The sequence below is a fragment of the Cryptosporangium sp. NPDC048952 genome (genome assembly GCF_043197895.1).
GTDB lineage: Bacteria > Actinomycetota > Actinomycetes > Mycobacteriales > Cryptosporangiaceae > Cryptosporangium.
Map to the genome: position 1 here is coordinate 878829 of NZ_JBICTY010000002.1, position 18331 is coordinate 897159.

General features: G+C 71.5%; 22 protein-coding genes. 13 read left to right on the top strand and 9 right to left on the bottom strand.

Annotated elements, in window-relative coordinates; all coding sequences use genetic code 11:
• Positions 1-2: 2 nt before the first annotated feature.
• From ACGFY5_RS12350 to ACGFY5_RS12365, 4 genes are all read right to left on the bottom strand, one after another.
• Positions 3-1109, bottom strand: coding sequence for a peptidoglycan recognition family protein (locus tag ACGFY5_RS12350; protein ID WP_392719668.1), 1107 nt, complete (start codon positions 1107-1109; stop codon positions 3-5).
• A 73-nt stretch (positions 1110-1182) separates the two neighbouring features.
• Complete coding sequence (locus ACGFY5_RS12355) at positions 1183-1665, bottom strand: hypothetical protein (RefSeq protein WP_392719669.1); 483 nt, start codon at positions 1663-1665, stop codon at positions 1183-1185.
• A 25-nt stretch (positions 1666-1690) separates the two neighbouring features.
• On the bottom strand, positions 1691-3193 hold the full coding sequence (locus ACGFY5_RS12360; protein ID WP_392719670.1) for an O-antigen ligase family protein: 1503 nt from the start codon (positions 3191-3193) through the stop codon (positions 1691-1693).
• Complete coding sequence (locus ACGFY5_RS12365; protein WP_392719671.1) at positions 3190-4113, bottom strand: glycosyltransferase family 2 protein; 924 nt, start codon at positions 4111-4113, stop codon at positions 3190-3192. Before ACGFY5_RS12365 ends, ACGFY5_RS12360 begins: the two co-directional genes overlap by 4 nt.
• A gap of 107 nt (positions 4114-4220) precedes the next feature.
• Here ACGFY5_RS12365 and ACGFY5_RS12370 point away from each other — a divergent pair, with 107 nt between their 5' ends.
• The 9 genes from ACGFY5_RS12370 to ACGFY5_RS12410 all read left to right on the top strand — a co-directional run bounded on the left by ACGFY5_RS12370 (position 4221) and on the right by ACGFY5_RS12410 (position 12127).
• Positions 4221-5039 carry a sulfurtransferase gene (locus ACGFY5_RS12370; protein WP_392719672.1) on the top strand — a complete coding sequence of 273 codons (819 nt, stop codon included), beginning with the start codon at positions 4221-4223 and terminating at the stop codon, positions 5037-5039.
• Between the two features lie 415 nt (positions 5040-5454).
• Positions 5455-6006, top strand: a complete 552-nt coding sequence (locus ACGFY5_RS12375) for a hypothetical protein (protein WP_392719673.1) — start codon at positions 5455-5457, stop codon at positions 6004-6006.
• Positions 6003-6365, top strand: a complete 363-nt coding sequence (locus ACGFY5_RS12380) for a transcriptional regulator (RefSeq protein ID WP_392719674.1) — start codon at positions 6003-6005, stop codon at positions 6363-6365. The genes ACGFY5_RS12375 and ACGFY5_RS12380 overlap by 4 nt, the downstream gene beginning before the upstream one ends.
• A gap of 141 nt (positions 6366-6506) precedes the next feature.
• Positions 6507-7664: a sensor histidine kinase gene (locus ACGFY5_RS12385; protein ID WP_392719675.1), complete on the top strand. Its 1158-nt coding sequence runs from the start codon at positions 6507-6509 to the stop codon at positions 7662-7664.
• A gap of 35 nt (positions 7665-7699) precedes the next feature.
• Complete coding sequence (locus ACGFY5_RS12390; RefSeq protein ID WP_392719676.1) at positions 7700-8368, top strand: response regulator; 669 nt, start codon at positions 7700-7702, stop codon at positions 8366-8368.
• Entirely contained in the window at positions 8340-8750 is a 411-nt protein-coding gene (locus tag ACGFY5_RS12395; protein WP_392719677.1) for a MerR family transcriptional regulator, read from the top strand. Before ACGFY5_RS12390 ends, ACGFY5_RS12395 begins: the two co-directional genes overlap by 29 nt.
• A 25-nt stretch (positions 8751-8775) precedes the next feature.
• Entirely contained in the window at positions 8776-10503 is a 1728-nt protein-coding gene (locus tag ACGFY5_RS12400; protein WP_392719678.1) for a sensor histidine kinase, read from the top strand.
• A 32-nt stretch (positions 10504-10535) separates the two neighbouring features.
• Positions 10536-11039, top strand: coding sequence for a SigE family RNA polymerase sigma factor (locus ACGFY5_RS12405; protein ID WP_392719679.1), 504 nt, complete (start codon positions 10536-10538; stop codon positions 11037-11039).
• Positions 11036-12127: a hypothetical protein gene (locus ACGFY5_RS12410; protein ID WP_392719680.1), complete on the top strand. Its 1092-nt coding sequence runs from the start codon at positions 11036-11038 to the stop codon at positions 12125-12127. The genes ACGFY5_RS12405 and ACGFY5_RS12410 overlap by 4 nt, the downstream gene beginning before the upstream one ends.
• Before the next feature lie 7 nt (positions 12128-12134).
• Here the strand turns inward: ACGFY5_RS12410 and ACGFY5_RS12415 are convergent, their stop codons facing one another.
• A complete protein-coding gene (locus ACGFY5_RS12415; RefSeq protein ID WP_392719681.1) occupies positions 12135-14354 on the bottom strand; it encodes an acyl-CoA dehydrogenase family protein in 2220 nt (739 codons plus the stop codon).
• Between the two features lie 161 nt (positions 14355-14515).
• On the opposite strand from ACGFY5_RS12415, the gene ACGFY5_RS12420 reads away from it, so the two are divergent.
• The 3 genes from ACGFY5_RS12420 to ACGFY5_RS12430 are packed head-to-tail and all read left to right on the top strand — an operon-like array spanning position 14516 to position 15874.
• The gene (locus tag ACGFY5_RS12420; protein WP_392719682.1) at positions 14516-14851 is read left to right on the top strand and encodes an ArsR/SmtB family transcription factor; all 336 of its coding nucleotides are present in this window, start codon (positions 14516-14518) and stop codon (positions 14849-14851) included.
• Entirely contained in the window at positions 14848-15315 is a 468-nt protein-coding gene (locus ACGFY5_RS12425; RefSeq protein WP_392719683.1) for an SRPBCC family protein, read from the top strand. The genes ACGFY5_RS12420 and ACGFY5_RS12425 overlap by 4 nt, the downstream gene beginning before the upstream one ends.
• Positions 15302-15874, top strand: a complete 573-nt coding sequence (locus ACGFY5_RS12430; protein ID WP_392719684.1) for a TIGR03086 family metal-binding protein — start codon at positions 15302-15304, stop codon at positions 15872-15874. The genes ACGFY5_RS12425 and ACGFY5_RS12430 overlap by 14 nt, the downstream gene beginning before the upstream one ends.
• 26 nt (positions 15875-15900) lie before the next feature.
• Here ACGFY5_RS12430 and ACGFY5_RS12435 read toward each other — a convergent pair whose 3' ends face one another.
• The 4 genes from ACGFY5_RS12435 to ACGFY5_RS12450 all read right to left on the bottom strand — a co-directional run bounded on the left by ACGFY5_RS12435 (position 15901) and on the right by ACGFY5_RS12450 (position 17233).
• Complete coding sequence (locus ACGFY5_RS12435; RefSeq protein WP_392719685.1) at positions 15901-16158, bottom strand: LuxR C-terminal-related transcriptional regulator; 258 nt, start codon at positions 16156-16158, stop codon at positions 15901-15903.
• Between the two features lie 28 nt (positions 16159-16186).
• Positions 16187-16309: a hypothetical protein gene (locus ACGFY5_RS12440; protein WP_392719686.1), complete on the bottom strand. Its 123-nt coding sequence runs from the start codon at positions 16307-16309 to the stop codon at positions 16187-16189.
• Positions 16310-16402: 93 nt separating this feature from the next.
• Complete coding sequence (locus ACGFY5_RS12445) at positions 16403-16825, bottom strand: hypothetical protein (protein ID WP_392719687.1); 423 nt, start codon at positions 16823-16825, stop codon at positions 16403-16405.
• Between the two features lie 63 nt (positions 16826-16888).
• Positions 16889-17233 (bottom strand): alpha/beta fold hydrolase, encoded by a 345-nt coding sequence (locus ACGFY5_RS12450; RefSeq protein ID WP_392719688.1) that lies wholly within the window; start codon positions 17231-17233, stop codon positions 16889-16891.
• An 89-nt stretch (positions 17234-17322) separates the two neighbouring features.
• Here ACGFY5_RS12450 and ACGFY5_RS12455 point away from each other — a divergent pair, with 89 nt between their 5' ends.
• Positions 17323-18330 (top strand): glycoside hydrolase family 76 protein, encoded by a 1008-nt coding sequence (locus tag ACGFY5_RS12455; protein ID WP_392719689.1) that lies wholly within the window; start codon positions 17323-17325, stop codon positions 18328-18330.
• Position 18331 lies beyond the last annotated feature (1 nt).

Sequence of the window (18331 nt, forward strand, 5' to 3'; positions counted from 1 at the left end):
CTTCAGCCCAGGATGTCCGCCACGTCCTGGCGGACGCTCGCCAGTTCCGGGAAGAACAGGTCACCGGGGCAGAGCGTCGCGGCCCACTCGCGGTGGCCCGGGATCGTCGGCACGGTCTTCGTCGCGCCGCTGATCGGGTTCACGTAGTTGGTGGTGCCCTGCGGGTCGAGACCACCGAGCGCGACGATCGCGGCCAGCAGGTAGGTCAGCGACTTCCGCGCCACCTCGGTCGGCTGACGGCTGGTGAAGTCACCCAGCAGGACGATGCCGACGTTGCCCGCATTGAAGCCGCCCACGTGCGCGGCGTTGTTCATCGTCGGCTTGCCGCCCTCGCCGAGCGGACCCCCGTACACCGGGAACGGGTCGGTGCCCGACCAGCGGCCCTCGTAGACGCGGCCGGCCTCGTCGATCGCCAGGTGGTAGCCGAAGTCACCGAAGTCGCGGGTGATCGTCTGGTCGAAGTAGATCGCGCGCATCGTCGCAGCCGGATCCGGATCGTCGTTGATGCCCGCCGAGTGGTGCACGGTGACGGTCTGCACCGGGTAGTAGTCGGCCGGGAACCGCTCGGTGCCGTCGTCGGTGAAGCGCAGCGACTCGTCGGCGCCCCAGGCCGCGCGGCTCAGGTAGGGGCGGCCGATCGTGCGGGTGGAGAGCGGCGTCGCCGAGCCGGTCGCGGCCGCGGTGGCGCGCCGGGGTCCGTCGACGGTGTTGAGCTCGGTCACGGTGCCGGTCCCGGGGAGCGTCAGCTCGTAGCCGACGCCGCCCGGAACGTTGATCAGCGCACGCTTGGCGATCGCGCGGCCGTCGCGGCCACCGTCACAGCCGTGCAGCGCGGTCCAGTCGCCCCAGCCGGACTTCGTGCGCACCCGGACCGCGGCGCCGTCCGCCGGGCCGGTCCATCCCACCGCAAGGTGCGTGAGCGGGAACTTCGACTCGTCGGCCTTCCGGCGGGCGTTCACCACGAGCTTGCTCGCGAGCGTGTCCGGGATCGGGCTACCGGCGGCCGGAGCCGGTCCCGGGGCGGCCAGCGCGGTGGCCGACGACCCCAGGACCGGTAAGCCGGCCAGTACTCCGGCAGCGGCGGCGAGAACGGTACGACGGGACGGCATTGGTGTCCTCTCGGCGGGAATCATCCATTCCGGAATCACTTAACCGGAGTTGTCAAGATTCACGCCCGAAACATCAGCCGCAGATGTCCCGACTCGTGGCGGGGTTGAGCTTCGGGGAGCAGAACGGGACGTCGACCCGACCGTCGCGGCGACTGACGAACGTGACGGTGAGCACCTTGTTCCCGTGCGAGAGCTTCGTACGGTACGTGCCGACGGCCCGGGTCACGTCGTTGGTCTTCGTGATCGCCAGGCGGCGCGACTTCGTGATCCGGACCGACTGCACGGAGACATCGGCGGGGATCCCGAACTTCTCGCACGGCACCCCGGGGTTGTTCGCCACGTCTTCGGTGCCGCAGGTGACGTACGTGCGCCCGTCCATCTTCCCGGTGCCGTTCCTCCCGATCACGATCTGCCGCCCGTGGCCGTCCCACGTGCCTATGTACGCCTGGTACCAGGGCTTGTGGTGGGCATCCGCAGCGGTACCAGTGGTTACCAGCACGGCCGCACCGGCCAGCAGCGCGATCGAACCGGCAGCAATCTTTCGAGCGGCGGTCATGGTTCTCCTCGTTCGTCCGTTGGAGTCACCGAGGGTGCGGGGCAAATCCCCCGCTCGCCACAAGCCGTCCTTTACCCGACAGTCTGGTCCACTGTGGTCGTGGCGGCGTAGGTTCGTCGTCGGGGCGTTTCGGGCGCAGGAGCAGGTAGGCCTCGCCGGCTACCAGGAGGAGCCAGAGGGCGCCGTTGGTGCCGCCGAGCATCCAGTCCTCGGTCGCGATCGTCGGCACGACCGCCAGCGCGCCGACCGTGAACCACGCCGCCGGCCACCCGCCGCTCCGACGTCGGCGCAGCGCGTGGAAGACCAGCAGCCCGACGCCGAACACGAACGCCACGGCACCGGACACCCCGCCGCGCCGGAACGCACCGACCGCCGCGTTGTCGGTGTTGAGCTGCCGGCGCGGCCCCTCCGGCGGCGCGCCGTCGTTGAGCCGGGTGACGACCGCCCGGGACGTCGTCGCGTCACCGAACAGCTTCTCGGCGACCGGAGCGTCCTCCCAGCCGTTCCACACCTGCTTCCAGGTGTCGGTGCGCCCACTGGTCGCGGCCGCTACCTGACTGCCGCCCCGGCTCGCCCCGGTGTTCAGCCGGTCCCGTGTCAGGTAGCCGATCCCGCCGGAGGAGAAGTAGACGACGAGCAGCACCAGGAACGGCGTCGCGGCCGCCAGCCACCAGCGCCGGTAGTCCGGCAGATCGGCCCGTCGGTGCCGGAGGACCAGGAATGCGTGCAGCACCGCGGCCGCACCCGCGAACAGCAGCCCGGTCCGCGAGTTCGACAGCAGCAGGATCAGGCCGGCCAGCCCGGTCACCGCGACCCGCTGCCACAGCACGAACGCCCGGTCGATGCCGACCCGGATCGCGGCGATCACCGCGAGCCCCGACAGCGAGTTCGGGTGGTAGAAGAACCCGAGACCACCCCAGAAGCGGTCCCGCATCCCCTGGGCGGAGCCGACGGGGGTCTCCCGCACCGAGTCGAACAGACTCCCGGCGCCGGCCCACAGCAGCACCGCGATCCCGAGCAGGATCGCCGCCGCGATACCGATGCTCGGATCCCGGTCCGTGCTCCGGACGAACGCGATCACGGCGAGCACGGCCAGCGCGAACACACCCGCGTACGCGGCGCGCTGCGCACCGACCGTCCAGTGCCCGACCAGCAGCGCCCCGGCGACGCCGAGCGGCCAGTACGCGATGCCGGTCCACGCACCCCCGAGACGCGGCAACTGCCGGAGCCCGCCGATCCACGGCCGGCTCCACAGCGCGTACAGAACGCCGCCGACACCGAGAACCGCCCAGATGACGATCGGCCGGTCGGTGGACGTCCACGTCAGAATGCCCGCAAGCACCAATGTGCCACCGAGGACGGTGCTCCGGACCGTCGTACCCGGAAGCGTGAGCGCGAGCCACGCCACCCCGGCCGCGATCAGCGCGGCGACCGCCGCCTCCCCGGCTTCGGTGACGCTGCTCGTACGGACGAACTCGATGATCGCGGCCGCTACCACCGGTACCGCGACACCCAGAGACCTGATCATCCGGCGGTGGCCTGACCCCGCACCCGGTCACGGACGGCACGCCGGAACCCCGGCGGCAGCAGCCACACCTGGGCGTAGGTCAAATAGTCGATCGGGCCGGGCCTGCCGTGCTTCACGGCCTCTCCCAGCAGGTCGGCGAACACCCGCGGGCTCTTGCTGGTGGCGGCCATCGACGCGACGACGCTCATCGCCAGCGCCGCGTAGGCGCGGGGCGTCACCCGGGTGCGGCTCTCCTTGAGCCACTCGATCGACTGCTCCCACGGCGCATCGGCGCTGATCCGTTTCCGGTTCTCGTCGGCGTGCCAGATCACCAGCGGCTCGTCGGCGTAGACCAGGCCGACGCCCTCGTGCTCGAGACAGCGCAGGCTCCAGTCGAGCTCCTGGAGGCGACGTAACCCCACGGTGAACGGCACCCGGCGGAGCAGTTCGGTGCGCGCCAGAATCGTCGAGGTCTGCAGAAAGCCGTCGCCGTGGAAGACACCGCGGCGGACGGTCAGGTACTCGGTCGGCTGCTCGTCCGCACCCGGTAACCGGCGCGGCAGAACGACATCGGCGCGCGGCGTGCGCATGTACAGGCGGCTGGAGACGATCGGCAGCGAGTACGGCGACAGCGCGGCGAGCGCGATCTGCGTCGCGAGCTTCTCGGGGAGCCACTCGTCGTCGTCGTCGAGGAACGCGGTCCACTCGCCGTCGGCGTTCTGCACGCCGGCGTTGCGCGCGTTCGGCGCGCCACCCGATTCCTCCAGCTCGACGACGCGCACGCGGGTGTCGTCGATCCCGGCCAGGGCCTCGCGGGTCGCCGGGTCAGGACCGTCGACGACGACGACCACTTCGAGCTCACGCAGGGTCTGCGCCAAGGCGCTGCCGACCGCTCGCAGCACGAGCTCGGGCCGGTTACGGGTGGGGATCACGACACTCACCGAAAGACTCTGCACGAGACCACACCGTGGGCGGTCCAGCCGACCGGATCACGACGCGCAGGTGGGCGTCAGGTGAACACCGGGCTTCATTAGCGGAGACTGGGCGCATGAGTCGCGACCAGATCCTCGCCGACGTCGTCAGCATCCACGCCGCCGAGCAGCGCCCCGCGTTGCTCGACGTGCGCTGGGCGCTGGGCGATCCGCACGGCTACGACCACTACCGCGAGGCGCACATTCCCGGCGCGGTGTACGTCTCCCTCGACACGGAGCTGGCCGCACCGCCGAGCGCCGAGGGCGGGCGCCACCCGCTGCCGGCGATCGCCGACCTGCAGGCCGCGGCCCGGCGCTGGGGCCTGCGTACGGGTCAGCCGGTCGTCGTCTACGACAACACCGGTGGGCTGGCCGCCTCCCGTGCCTGGTGGTTGCTGCGGTGGGCGGGCCTGTCGGACGTCCGCGTGCTCGACGGCGGGTTCGGCGCCTGGGTCGCCGCCGGGTATCCGGCCGAGTCCGGCGACCAGGAACCCGCGCCGGGTGACGTGACGCTCACCCCCGGCCACCTCCCGACGCTCGACACCGACGACGTCGCCGCCTATCAGGGCGTCCTGCTCGACGCCCGCGCTGCCGAGCGTTACCGCGGCGAGGTGGAGCCGGTCGATCCGCGCGCCGGTCACATTCCCGGCGCGTACAACGCGCCGACGACCGGGAACCTCGGTCCCGACGGCCGGTTCCTGCCGGCCGACGTGCTCCGGGAACGGTTCGAGCCCTATGCCGACGCCGAAATCGGCGTCTATTGCGGCTCGGGTGTCACCGCGGCCCACGAGCTGGTCGCACTGGCGGTCGCCGGCATTCCCGCGACCCTCTACCCGGGCTCGTGGTCAGCCTGGTCCGCCGACCCGTCCCGCCCGGCTGCCACCACCGACGACTAAACGGGCCGACCGCAAGTTGTCGGGCCAACGACGGGTTCGCGGGCCTACGACGGGTTCGCGGGCCTACGATCCGCGATCGTTGGGCCGGGAACCCGTCGTAGGGCCGACAACCCGTCGGACGACGCTTATCGCTGGCCCAGCTGGGTCAGCCGGCGTCGGGCATCCGCGCTGTACTCCGCGTGTCCGGACTCGATCACCCGCTGCGATCGCTCCACGCTTGCGGGTGACGTGGTCGAGTGCCTCCCGCAGGATCTCTCGGCGCGTGCGGGCAGCCCCTGGTCGAGCTCGGCCCTCGGCGGCCCGGCGGTACGCGTCCTCCGCCTCGTTCAGGTGGCCGATCTCCTGCCGCAGGAATGCGAGGCGGAACGGCCCCACGGTCGGGTGGCGGTTGACTCTGCGTTGTAGAGTTCTTGGTATGACAGAGGCGTACCTCGACGATCTCCGTGCTCGCGTCCGCAGTGACCGGCGGACGGTCACCGCTCCCCCGCTGGTGTTCGGCGTGCTGATCCTGGGTCACCTCGCCGCCGCCGCGCTCGGCGGTGCTCTCGGTGGCCCGGGCGGCGGGCACCTCGCCGTCCTGCTCTACTGGCCGCTCGCCGGCGCGCTCGGCCTGCTCGCGCTCCGGCTGCACGCGCGCCGGATCGCGGCCCGCGACGGCGTCGGCGAGGGCCCGCGCTCGTACGGTCCGATCACGATCGGCTACGTCGTAAGCGTTCCCGTGCTCGCGATCCTGTTCGTCCCGGTGCTGTTCGTCGGCGTGTTCGCCCCGCTGGTCTGGCCGGCCGCCGTGCTGTACGCGATCGCCCGGCGTCAGCACAGCACCGAGCTGCGCCGGATCGCGAAGGTGCTGGCCTTCGTGGGCTGTCTCGGCGGGCTGGCCGCACTCACCGGCAACCCCTGGCTGTTCGGCGGCATGGAGGTCGTCGCCGGGCTCGCGCTGATCGCCTGGGCGCTGACCCGCAAGTGACCCCGCCGCGCGCGACCGAGCCGCCCGGAGCTGGGCCCCACGGAACCGAATCGCACCCCGCGCTCGGGCTCGACGACACGATCCACCAGAAGACCCGGCTCGCGCTCCTCACTGTCCTCGACGAGGCCGGCCAGGCCGACTTCCCCTACCTGAAGAAACTGCTCGGCCTCACCGACGGCAACCTCGGCCGCCACCTCGACATCCTTGCCGAGCAGGGCCTGATCGAGATCACCAAGGGTTATGAGGGAAAGCGCCCCCGCACCTGGGCGGCGATCACACCCGCCGGTGAGCAGGCGCTGACCGCCGAGATGCGGCTGCTGTCCAATCTGCTCGAACGGTTCAACAAGAAGCGTTCCTGACCGGCCGCCGCGCGTGGTACACGAACGCCGGCGGCAGGTTCGACCACACAGTCCGCCCCACCACGACCCGGGCCCTGCGGGAGGCCGGGACTCCGGCCAGTAGGAGGAGGTGGGCGGAGTACCGCTGCGTAGGTTGGACGTATGCGACGGTGGTGGCGCGGTCCGGTGCTCGGCCTGATCGCCGGGGCTTTCGCGGTGTCCGGTGTGGCGCTGCGGCCGCCCTACGCGAACGACGATCCGGTCGTCGCGTTCGTGCTCGCGGTGAGCGCGGGGGCGCTGCTCGGGTTCGCGGTCCGGCGACCGTGGCCGGTGCTGATCGCCGAGGCCGTGCTGCTGGTCGCGGCCGACGGGTGGGCGCCGTTCAGCACGGACACCGCGCAGATCGCGCTGATGATCACGCTGGGGTTTCTCGCGTATCGAGCCGGCTGGGGGTCCGTGCTCGCCGGCTTCGTCATCACGCTCGCAGCGACGCTGGTCAACGTCGTCGACCCGGGCAACGTGAACATCCTCGGCGGGTCCCCCGGGGTCGTGCGGCTGCTCGGGCTGCTCTGCATCGTGGGTGCACCCGTGGTGTGCGGCCGCTACCTGCGCGGGGTCCGGCTGGCCGCCGCGGTCGCCCAGGAGCGGGCACGCGAGGCCGAGGCAACCCAGGAGGTCCGCACGCGCGCGGCCCGGCTCGCCGAACGCACCGCGCTGGCCCGTGACCTGCACGACATCCTCGCCCACCACGTCGGCGCGATGGCGTTGCAGTCCGGGGCGGCGCTCTACTCGGTGCGGAAGAACGGCAGCACCGACGAGGCTCTCGAGGCCCTCGACACCGTGCGCGGTACGTCGATCCAGGTGCTGAACGAGTTACGTGCGCTGCTCGAGGTGCTGCGCGACCCGGAGTCGGTCGGGGTTCCGGCCACCGAACCCGAGCAGGCGATGGGTGAGGCGGTCAGCCGGGTGCGGGCCGCGGGTCTGCAGGTCGGCGACGAGATCGCCGAGGACGTCACCGCGGCTCCGCTCGTGCTGCGCACGACCGCGGTGCGGCTGGTGCAGGAAGGCCTCACGAACAGCCTCAAGCACGCCGGGCCGGGCGCCAGCGCACGGGTTCAGGTTCTCCTCCAGTCCGACGAGATACGCGTGACAGTGGCCGACGACGGGCCCCCGGGCGCACCGCCCGCCCTGCCCGGCGCCGGGCAGGGGCTCGTGGGGCTCCGCGAGCGGGTCGCACTGCTGGGCGGCACGTTCACCGCGGGTCCCGACGGCGGCGGCTGGCGCCTCGACGCCCGCCTCCCGATACGGCAGGCGGCATGACGGCCGAGGCGCGGCGTGACGATCACGGAGGCGGCGTGACGATCCGGGTACTCGTGGTCGATGACCAGGCCGTGGTGCGGGCCGGTGTGGGGATGCTGCTCAAGGCTGCCGGTGACTTCGAGGTCGTCGGCGAGGCGGCGAACGGGCACGAGGCCATTCGCGCGGCCGAGCGCCTGCGCCCGGACGTCGTCCTGATGGACCTGCGCATGCCCCGGACCGACGGCATCGAGGCCACCCGGCGCATCGTCGACGCCAACCCGGCAGCACGCGTCCTGGTGCTCACGACGTTCGCCGACGACGCCGACATCTACGGTGCGCTCGGCGCGGGCGCGATCGGTTACCTCGTCAAGGACGGCGCCCCCGACGACATGATCGACGCCGTACGCCGCGCCGCACGGGGCGAGTCGCTACTGGCGCCGAAAGTCCTGTCACGCGTCATGGCGAGGGCGCTGGAATCGCATTCCGCGTCCGCGGAGCCCGTTACGCATCAGCTCACGGCCCGCGAGACGGATGTGCTCGCGCTCGTCGGCGCCGGGCTCTCGAACGCGGAGATCGGGTCCGCACTGCACCTCGGTGTCACGACGGTGAAGACCCACGTCTCGGCGGCAATGGAGAAGCTCGGGCTGCGCAACCGGGTCCAGGCCGCGGTGATGGCCCACCGCTTAGGCTTGGTCGATGACGAGTTCAGGCCAGTCCATCGGTGAACTCGCCCGGGCGACCGGCGTGGCCACCTCCGCCCTGCGGTACTGGGAGGACCTCGGCCTGCTCCCGGCCGCATACCGGGAATCCGGGCAACGCCGCTACCCGGACTCCGCCGCCCACGACGTCGGACAGATCCTGGTCCTGCAGGAGGCAGGTTTCAGCCTGCGGGACATCCGCGCTGTTCTCACCGCCTGGGCGGAGGATCCGGACGCCTGGCGCACCCTCGCCGAACAGAAGCTCACCGAGCTCGACGAACGGATCGCCCGCGCCCAGGCGGCCCGCGACGCCGTGGCGCACGGGCTTGCCTGCCCGCACCGCAGCCCCCGCGAGTGCCCGAAGGGCGCGGCGGTCGTCACCGAACGGTTGAACGCTCATCGTCGCTGAGTGCACACGGGTATCGTGCGAAACCGTGCGCGGCCATCCCGCACTCGGCGCGGTGCTCACCGGACTCCTCGCGGGTCTCCTCGCGTTCGTTTTCGGGTATCCGTACTGGACCGACCACCAGTTCTACGCCTTGGTCGTGGCGCTGGAATGTGCGCTCACCGCGGGTGCGGGCATGGTGCTGCGGACGTCGTCGACCAGTGCGGCCAGTGGTGACCTCATCGCGCTGGGCGGGTTCGCCTGGGCGCTGAGCTGGTCGAGCGCGTGGGACGTGGGGCTGTTCCCGCTGGTGTCCGACTTCGCGCAGGCCACGTTCTTCCTGGTGCTGGGCGTCGGTGTGCTGCTGTATCCAACGGGTGCGCTGCAGAACCTGGCCGAACGACTCTGGGTACCGGCCGCGGTGGTAATTCTCGGCGGCGGGGAGCTGGTCTACACGGTGCTGTCGCGGCCGGAGTGGGTCGGGTACAGCGCCGAAGCGGTGTGGCCGACGTTCCTCTCCGACCGAGACGCCTTCGAGACGGCCGAGCCGATCATCGGCGGCGCGTACGTGGCCCTCGCCGCCGGCTACGTCGTCGCGCTTGTGCTGCGTGCCCGGCGCACCACCCGCGGGCCGCAGCGGGCCGTCGTGCCGGTGCTGGTGTGCGTGGCCGCGATCGGTGTCGTCGCCGCGCTGGTGCAGCAGGGCGCCGCGATGACCGACATCGAGCGCGCGATCGTCGCCGGTCTGGTGCAGGGCACCGCGGTGCTGCTGGTCCCCGTGGCGCTGCTCGGCGTCGGCGTGTACCGGCAGTGGACGGTGGCGCTGGTGGCACACCGGCTCGTCCGGCTGGCGCGCCCGGCGTCGGTGACGCAGGTCCGGGCCGCGTTGCGGGTGGTGCTCGACGATCCGACGCTGGATCTGCTGCTGTGGGCGCCGGGGCCGCAGCGGTGGGTGGACGCGTCGGGGCGGGTGCTCGCACCGGAGCTCGGGCGCACGCCGGACCGCTGGATGATCCCGGTGCAGTCGGCGTCCGGGCGCCGGCTCGCGACGATCGACGCCCACCCCGGGCAGCGGCTGCAGGAACCCCTGGTGCGCGCGGCCGTCGTCGCCGGCACCCCCGCGCTGGAGACCGCCCAGCTGCAGGCCGTCGTCCAGGCCCAGCTCGAACAGACCCGGGTGGCGCAGGCCGCGACGCTGATCGCGGAGACGCGGGCGCGGCGGCAGATGGAACGCGACCTGCACGACGGCGTCCAGACCGGACTCGCGGCGCTGGCGATGCGGCTGGGTGCCGCGCAGGCCACCAGCACCGACCCGGCGACCACCGAGACGCTCGAGTCGTGCCGGAAGCTGCTCGACACCGTGCTCGGTGACCTGCGGATGTTCGTCCGCGGCATCAACCCGACGGTGCTGGAGACCGACGGTCTCGGTGGTGCGCTGCGTGCGCTCGCCGAACGGTTCCCGGGGCTGGTCGACGTCGAGGCCGACGACACCCGCTACCGGCCGCAGGTCGAGCAGGCGCTGTTCTTCACGCTCAACGAGGCCCTCGCGAACGCGGTGCGCCACGCCGGGGCGTCGCACATCGTCGTGCGTGTCGGTGCGGAGCAGCACTGCCTGACCGCGACCGTGTCCGACGACGGCAGCGGCACCGCGACCTGGTCGCCGACCGGTGGGCTGGAAGGCATCAAGAACCGCGTGGAGCTGGTCGGGGGCACGGTGTCGCTGCGGAGCGAGCCGGGGTCCGGGACGCAGGTGCGGGTCCGCGTCCCGCTCGAGTAAACAGAATTCCGGGCTCGACGCGTGAGAGGTATGTGGACCACAACGGCTTCGACACGTTCGTGGCAGCGCAGGGGACGCCGCTGCTGCGCTTCGCGTTCCTCCTGACCGGCAACCACCACCTCGCCGAGGACATGCTTCAGGAAGCCCTGATGCGCGTCCACCGGCGCTGGCCGGCGCTGGAACGCCCGGAGGCGATCAGCAACTACGTGCGGAAGGCGATCCTGCGGCAGTACCTGTCGTGGCGGCGGTTGCGCTCGTCCAGCGAGACGCCGTCGGCGACCGCGCCGGACGCCGTCTCACCGGGCAGCGACCACGCCGAGCGGTACGCCGAACGCGACGCGCTCCGCCACGCGCTCACGTCGCTGCCGCGGCAACAGCGCGCGGTGCTGGTCCTGCGGTTCTACGAGGACCTCGACGACACGGCGATCGGCGAACTGATCGGCTGTTCGCCGGCCACGGTGCGGGCGCACGCCAGCCGTGGGCTCGCCCGCCTGCGCGGAACCGTGCACGAGTACGAGGGGGGACACGCCCGATGAACGAGACCGAACAGACACTGCGGGACGTGCTGGCCGACTGGGCCTCCGGCGTCTCCGCCCGTCCGAACCTTGCCGACGCCGTGCTGGCGCGCGGCACCCGCAGGCGTCGACGTCGACGGGTGGTCGTGAGCGTCCTGGCCGCGTGCGTGGTCGTCGCGGGCGTGGTCTGGGGGTCCACGCCCTGGTTCGACGAACCCCAGGCTCAGGACCGGCTGGTTCCGGCCGCGTCGCCCCGGTCGGCCGGCGCCTCCGGGTCGCCGGTGGACTTCACCTGGCTCCCGGACGGGTTCGGCAACCCCCGGGCGGAGAAGGCCGGACCCGAGGGGTGGAGGCTGTATGCAACCGGCCCTACCGAACCGATCGTGGTAACGATCTCGCCGACCGAGCCCGAGCCGATCACCGGCCGGGGAAAGACCGGGACAACCGACGTCAACGGCATCACCGCGACGACGTACTCGGTCCCACCGCACGCGGTCGGCGCCCCGCCGTACGGCACCACCCCGCCGGATGCCGACGGCGGCACGGAGTCGCTCACGTTCCAGCGCAAGCCGGGCCAATGGGTGCGCATCTACATCCACCTCGCCGGGGGGACGATGCCGCTCGGCGTCACCGGTGAGGACCTGCGCCACATCGCGCGAACCCTGATCGACCGCGAGCGGAAAGCGCCGGACCTGGTGACGTTCGCCCACCTGGACGGGATGCGGGTGGCCGCCGTCAACTACGCCGAGTGGCGCGGTGTGACCGTCAACCTCGTGCTCACGTCCGGGCCGCCCGCCGAAGAACAGTGGTTGACGGACGACTCCGGAACCAAATCACTCACCCCGGTGATGGTGTACCTCGGCGGGAAAAACATGGAGATCTACTCCGGCTTCTCGACCCGCGAACAGCCGCTCGAAACCCGGCAGGTCGGCGACCGGACGATCATCCGTCAGAAGTGCTACCACACGCTGTGGAACAGCGCGGTGGTGAAGTACGCCGACGGACAGATCGCGGTGGCGCTCGTGCCGAAGACCATGAGTTCCGACGCGCTGATGACGTTCGCGTCGGGCATCACGCCGGGACCGGACTACACCCCTGTCCCTCGGTGACGCGGTCCTAGCGGTTCAGCGGGTCGCGAGGGAGGCCGAGGATTCGTTCGGAGATGACGTTGCGGCTGATCTCGGAGGTGCCGCCGGCGATCGTCATCGCCCGGGAGTACAGGTAGCCGGTGGTCAGGAGGTCGGCGGTGCCGTCGATCGCGCCCGGGCCGGCCAGTTGCAGGCCGAGCTCGCTGAGGGACTGGGCGAGCTCGGCCCCGATCAGCTTGGTGAGCGCGCCCTCGATGCTCGGTTCGCTGCTGCCGACGACGGCACGCGTCACCATGCGGAGGTTGAGCAGGCGGCTGGCCTGCTCGATCGCCACCAGGCGCCCGTACTCGCGCAGCAAGCCGACGTCGGTGACCCCGAACCCGTCGATCACCCGGGTGAGCTGTGATGCGCGGATGCCCATCGTCGTGTCGCGGCCGATCGACACGCGCTCGTTGCCCAGGGTGGCGCGCGCGACGGTCCAGCCGGCGTCGACCTCGCCCACGACGTCCTCGTCGGGCACGAACACGTCGTTGAAGAACACCTCGTTGAACATCGCCGCGCCGGTGATCTCCTTGAGCGGCCGCACCTCCACGCCCGGTGCCTTCAGATCGACGACCATCGCGGTGATGCCCTGGTGCTTGGGGACCTCGGGGTCGGTGCGCACGGTCGCGAGTCCGCGGTTGCAGTACTGGGCGCCGCTCGTCCAGACCTTCTGGCCGGTGACGCGCCAGCCACCCTCCACTTTGACGCCCCGGGTCTGCACGGCCGCCGCGTCCGACCCGGCGCCGGGCTCGCTGAACAGCTGGCACCAGACCAGTTCGCCGCGCAAGCTGGCCGGTATCCAGCGTTCGACCTGCTCGTCGGTGGCGTGCTGGCTGATCGTGAGCGTCACCCAGCCCCCGATGCCCAGCTGCGGGACGTCGACGCCTGCGAATTCCTGCTCGATGACGAGCTGCTCCACCGGGCTCGCGGCGCGGCCCCAGGGCTTCGGCCAGTGCGGCACGAGGTAGCCGGAGTCGACGAGCAGCTGCCGCTGGTTGTCGTGTGGCGCGGCGCGGTAGGACTCGACGAATGCGCGGGCGTCGGTGCGGTAGGCCTCTGCCTCGGCGGGCAGGTCCACCGCGTACTCCCGGCGGACACCGGCGCGGGCGGCCGCGGTGACGTCGTCCTGGGCCGTGGTGACCGGGCCCCAGAGCGCGGCGAGTGTGATCGCGCGGCGCAGGTAGAGGTGGGCGTCGTGCTCCCAGGTGAAGCCGATGCCGCCGAGGATCTGGATAGCCTTCTGCGCGTTGAACTGGTACGCGTGCAGCGCGGTCGCCGCCGCGACCGCAGCGGCTTGGTCGGCTTGGGCGGCGGCATCCGCCGGCGCGGCGCTGTCCGCCTGCGCGGCATCGGCCTGCGCGGCTGCGGCCTGCGCGGCGGCGGTGCCGGTCGACGCGGCGGCGGCGCGAGCGGCGTCCCAGGCTGTGGCGGTGGCCATCTCGGCTTCGACCAGCATGTTCGCCAGGTGGTGCTTCACGGCCTGGAAGCTTCCGATGATGCGCCCGAACTGCTCGCGTACCTTCGCGTACTCCACGGCCATCATTAGCGTGGCGTGCGCTCCCCCGGCGGCTTCCGCGGCCGCGAGCGTGCGCCCGATCCGGATCGCGAGGGCCGCGGCGCCGGGAAACACCGTTGCCGAGACCCCGTCGACCCGGAGTCTGGCGGCGCCGAGCGACGGATCGAGCCCCGGAGTTGCCTCGCTCACGACGTCGGCAAGAGGCAGGAGAGCCAGATCGTCCGTACCGACCCGCACCACCGCCGAGTCGGCCCAACGGGCCCCGGGAACCGGGCCCACCGAACCCGACAGGATTCCGTTCTCGCTGGTGAGCGCACCGGTGAGGCCGAGCACGACGATGCGCGAGCCGTCGGCGAGACCGGGCAGGAGGGCGGCTTTGACGTCGTCGGGAGCGACCGCGTCCAGCACCGCCCCGGCGGCCGCGACGGCGACGAACGGACCCGGCGCGGGCGCGGCACCGAGCTGCTCGGCGACGACCGCGAGCTCGGGCAGGCCGGCGTCGGACCCGCCGTAGGACTCGGGGAGGTGCAGGCCGGTCCAGCCGAGATCCGCGATCTGCTTCCAGGCTGTGTTGGGTGGAGAGTCCTGCGTCAGCGCCTCGCGCGTGGCCCGACGCAGGTCGTGCGCCTGGGCGAACGAGTGGACGACGTCGGCGAGCTGCCGATGATCGTCGGTGAGGGCGAGGGCCATTCCAACCTCCACGTCGAGGGGGCATGCGCAGCATCCGTTGTACGGCTTTTGCGAGCGCCCGTCAGGCAGTTGGGAAGTTAACCCTGCTTCACAGGTCCTTGACGGGCACGCCACCCGGGGCTAGCTTTGCTTTAAACCGATGGGTTGAAACGAGGATCCGCATGTCGGTCGACGAGCTTTCGAGGGTGTTCGCGGCGCTCGCCGACCCGACGCGGCGCGACATCGTGGCGCGGCTGTCCGTCGCCGACGCCACGGTGAACCAGCTCGCCGAGCCGTACCGGATGAGCCTGCAGGCGGTCTACAAGCACCTGCGCGTGCTCGAGGAGGCGGGTGTGGTCACCCGTGCGCCGGGGCCGCAGCCGCGGCCGGTTCACCTGGAGATCGGAGCGCTGGACTCGATGGACGAGTGGATCGAGCAGTACCGCGGGCAGGCCGAGGAGCGCTACCAGCGCCTGGACCGGGTGCTGGCCGACATGAACGAGGAGGACACACCATGACCGAGATCGAGGCAGACCCGACGCTGCCGGTCATCCGCATCACGCGTGACTTCAGAGCCACGCCGGCGCAGTTGATGCGCGCGCACACCGACCCGGAGATCTTCGTGCGGTGGATCGGGCCGGACAGCCTGGACAACCGCGTCGACTACTGGGACGCGCGCACCGGCGGGAGCTGGCGGTTCGTGTCGAGCCGGGACGGTGAGGAGTACGCGTTCCACGGCTCGTTCCACGAGATCCGGCCCGACCGCATCGTGCAGACGTTCACCTGGGAGGGCGACCCGGACGGCGTCGCGCTGGAGACGCTGTGGTTCTCCGACCTCGGCGACGGGCGCACGCGCCTGCACACCCAGTCACTGGTGGACAGCTTCGAGAGCCGCGACGCGTGGCTGAAGAGCGGCATGGAGGTCGGCGTGAACGAGGGTCACGCCAAACTGGACGGGATGCTGGCCGATGGCACTCTCTGAGCTTTCGCCCGCTGAGCGGCACCGGGTGATCGGCGGGGACTTCACCGACCGGGTGCGGGGAACCAAGGATTGGGACGTGCCCTCTCCGGTGACGGAGTGGACCGCGCGGGACGTGGTGCGGCATCTCGTCGAATGGTTCCCGGGGTTCTTGCAGGGGGGAACCGGGATCACGCTGCCGGCGGGTCCGTCGGTGGACGACGACCCGGTGGGCGCGTGGGAGACGCAGTTCGCGAGCGTCCAGGGGGTGCTGGACGACCCGTCGACAGCAGGGAAAAACCTGTCGAACCCGCACATCGGCGAGATACCGCTCGACCGCGCGATCGACCAGTTCTACACGTCCGACGTGTTCATGCACACGTGGGATCTCGCACGCGCGACTGGTCAGGACGACGTCCTCGAAGCGGCGTACGCGGCGATCCTGGTCGACGGCATGGAGCCGATCGAGGAGATGATGCGGTCATCCGGCCAGTACGGGCCGCGGGTCGCGGTTCCGCCGGGTTCCGACGCCCAGACGCGCCTACTCGGCTTCATCGGCCGCGACCCGTTCTGGACCCCCTAGATCTGCTTCTCGCCACCGCCGTCCGATCAGCTCGCGCTGCGGAGGTACGTCAGTACCGCGAGCACGCGGATGTTCACGTCCGCTCGGTCGGCGTCGAGCACCTGGGGAAGGCCGAGCTTCTGGGCGATCGCGGTGATCCGCTTCTCCACGGTCTTCCCGCTGTAGCTGAGCTTCCGCGGGATCGCGTTGTTGGAGTATCCCTCCACCATCAACGCCAGCACCTCCAGGTCACCGGCCACCCCGACGACGTCCAGCCCGGAGGGCGGAAGCGTCCCCAGCAACACGTGCGCAGCAGGCCGGGATCCTCACCGATCACGATCCGCACGGCAGCTCCGCGCGGATCGTCGTACCGCCGCCGGCCGGACTGTCCACCACGAGGTCCCCGCCGACCGCCCCCACCCGGTCGGACAACCCCGCCCGGGCACGAGGGAGCACCCCGCTGTCCGCAGCACGGCGCGCTGCGAGGCTCGAAGCACCGACCGAATCGATCAAAGGAGAGACCGATGCGGCTGCGCGGTGAATGGCAGTTCAGGATCCGGGACGGGAAGCTCCGCGAGACGATCTGAGCCAGTCGATCAGGGCTGCGGCGATCGCGTCGGGCTGGTCCTCGGGCAGGAAGTGGGTCCCGGCACCGACGTTCACGACGTCGAGGTGGCGGCCGTGCTCCCGGCACCACGCCACCTCGACGGCCCCGATCACCGCGCCCGGCTCGCCGTGCAGCAACAGTTTCGGTGCGGACGACTCGGCGAGGGTCCGCTGGTTCGCCCGCACCACCGCGGTGACGTCCGCGGGCTCCCCCTCGATCGGGATCTCGCGCGGCCAGGCCAGCAGGGGCTTCCGGCTCGCGGGGTCGGGGTAGGGCGCGCGGTAGGCGTCCATCTCGGCGTCGGTGAGCTGGCGGAGCACCCCGCTCGGTAGCACCTTCTCGATGAAGACGTTCTCCTCGAGCACCAGCCGCTCGCCGACACCGGGCGTGCGCAGCGACCGGAACAGCTCGTCGACGTCCGCCAGGCGCTAGATCGGGTGGAGGAGTCCTTCGAGGAACACCACGGCCTGAACGAGGTCCGGGCGACGCCCCAGCAGGTCGAGCGCGAGCACCGCGCCCCAGTCTTGCCCGACCAGCGTCACGGCGTCGAACTCCCGCAGGAACGCCTCGAGGTACCGGGCGTGATCGGCGTACCGGTACTCCAGGTCGGGCTTGTCCGAGCGTCCCATGCCGATCAGGTCCACCGCCACGCACCGGTGACCGGCCTGCGCAACCGGCCCCAGCACGTTGCGCCACAGATAGGACGACGTCGGGTTGCCGTGCAGAAACACCACCACCGGCCCGTCCCCCACCGCGACGGAATGCATCTCCATCGGACAAGTCTTCCTCTCCGGGTGTTCCGCCGGGCAACGTCCGTGAGTGGTTCGCGGAATGTTCAGGTCGTTGCGGCAGGCTGCCGCTCATGCGCTGGGACGAGCGGGCGGCGGAAGCCCATACCGTGCTGCTCGACCGGTACCGCAACGGGCCGTCGGCCGGTTTCCCCGGCCTGTTCCGCCTGGCCGACCCTCCGGCGACCGGCGACCGCGTGCGTCTGGCCTACTGGTGGCAAGCGCAGGCGTTGGACGCTCTGGTCGACGCCCAGTGCCGCGCGCCGTCGCCGGCCGGTGCGCACCGCATCCGGGCGTTCGTCGCCGGGCTGCGGCTGGTGCGCGGCGGCCGGCTGATCAACGACTACTACGACGACGTCGCGTGGATGGCCCTCGCGCTGTTACGCGCCGACGAGCACGGGGCGGGCACGGCCGTGCTCGCCCGTCGGCTGTGGCGTCACCTGGCCGGTGGCTGGAGCGACGTCCACGGCGGTGGAATCTGCTGGTCACGACGGCAGCGCGACTACAAGAACGTCGCGGCCAACGGCCCGTGCGCGATCCTCGCCGCGCGCCTGTACCGCCGCTACGGCGATCCGGCGGACCTGCGCTGGGCGCGGCGCATCGTCGACTGGATCGACGGAACGCTGGTGGACCACCGCACCGGCCTGGTGTGGGACGGCATCGGGCGGCGCGGCGACGACGTCGTCGACACGGACTGGCTGTTCACCTACACCCACGGCGTGGTGATCGGCGCGCACGCCGAGCTCGCGGCTCTCACCCGCGAGGACCGGCACCGCGAGCGGGCCGATCAGACCGTCGATGCCGTGGTGAAGAACCTGTGCCCGGACGGCGTCCTGCAGGACGAGGGTCCCGGCGACGGCGCGATGTTCCGCGGCATCCTCGTCCGCTACCTCGCGTCGCACCCCGATCCCCGGGTCCGTTCGACGCTCGAGCACTCGGGTGAGGTCGCCTGGAACCATCGCGACGCGGCGGGCCGGTTCGGCATCAGCTGGCACGAACCGCCGGTCGCGGGCAGCACCCTCGCCGCCCACCTGTCCGGACTGTCACTGTGCGAGCACCTCGCCGTCCTCGAGCAGGCGTGAC

Coding starts and splice junctions, on each gene's coding strand:
- ACGFY5_RS12350 (WP_392719668.1), bottom strand. CDS start 1,109: ATGCCGTCCCGTCGTACCGTTCTCGCCGCCGCTGCCGGAGTACTGGCC.
- ACGFY5_RS12355 (WP_392719669.1), bottom strand. CDS start 1,665: ATGACCGCCGCTCGAAAGATTGCTGCCGGTTCGATCGCGCTGCTGGCC.
- ACGFY5_RS12360 (WP_392719670.1), bottom strand. CDS start 3,193: ATGATCAGGTCTCTGGGTGTCGCGGTACCGGTGGTAGCGGCCGCGATC.
- ACGFY5_RS12370 (WP_392719672.1), top strand. CDS start 4,221: ATGAGTCGCGACCAGATCCTCGCCGACGTCGTCAGCATCCACGCCGCC.
- ACGFY5_RS12375 (WP_392719673.1), top strand. CDS start 5,455: ATGACAGAGGCGTACCTCGACGATCTCCGTGCTCGCGTCCGCAGTGAC.
- ACGFY5_RS12385 (WP_392719675.1), top strand. CDS start 6,507: ATGCGACGGTGGTGGCGCGGTCCGGTGCTCGGCCTGATCGCCGGGGCT.
- ACGFY5_RS12395 (WP_392719677.1), top strand. CDS start 8,340: ATGACGAGTTCAGGCCAGTCCATCGGTGAACTCGCCCGGGCGACCGGC.
- ACGFY5_RS12410 (WP_392719680.1), top strand. CDS start 11,036: ATGAACGAGACCGAACAGACACTGCGGGACGTGCTGGCCGACTGGGCC.
- ACGFY5_RS12415 (WP_392719681.1), bottom strand. CDS start 14,354: ATGGCCCTCGCCCTCACCGACGATCATCGGCAGCTCGCCGACGTCGTC.
- ACGFY5_RS12420 (WP_392719682.1), top strand. CDS start 14,516: ATGTCGGTCGACGAGCTTTCGAGGGTGTTCGCGGCGCTCGCCGACCCG.
- ACGFY5_RS12425 (WP_392719683.1), top strand. CDS start 14,848: ATGACCGAGATCGAGGCAGACCCGACGCTGCCGGTCATCCGCATCACG.
- ACGFY5_RS12430 (WP_392719684.1), top strand. CDS start 15,302: ATGGCACTCTCTGAGCTTTCGCCCGCTGAGCGGCACCGGGTGATCGGC.
- ACGFY5_RS12450 (WP_392719688.1), bottom strand. CDS start 17,233: ATGGAGATGCATTCCGTCGCGGTGGGGGACGGGCCGGTGGTGGTGTTT.
- ACGFY5_RS12455 (WP_392719689.1), top strand. CDS start 17,323: ATGCGCTGGGACGAGCGGGCGGCGGAAGCCCATACCGTGCTGCTCGAC.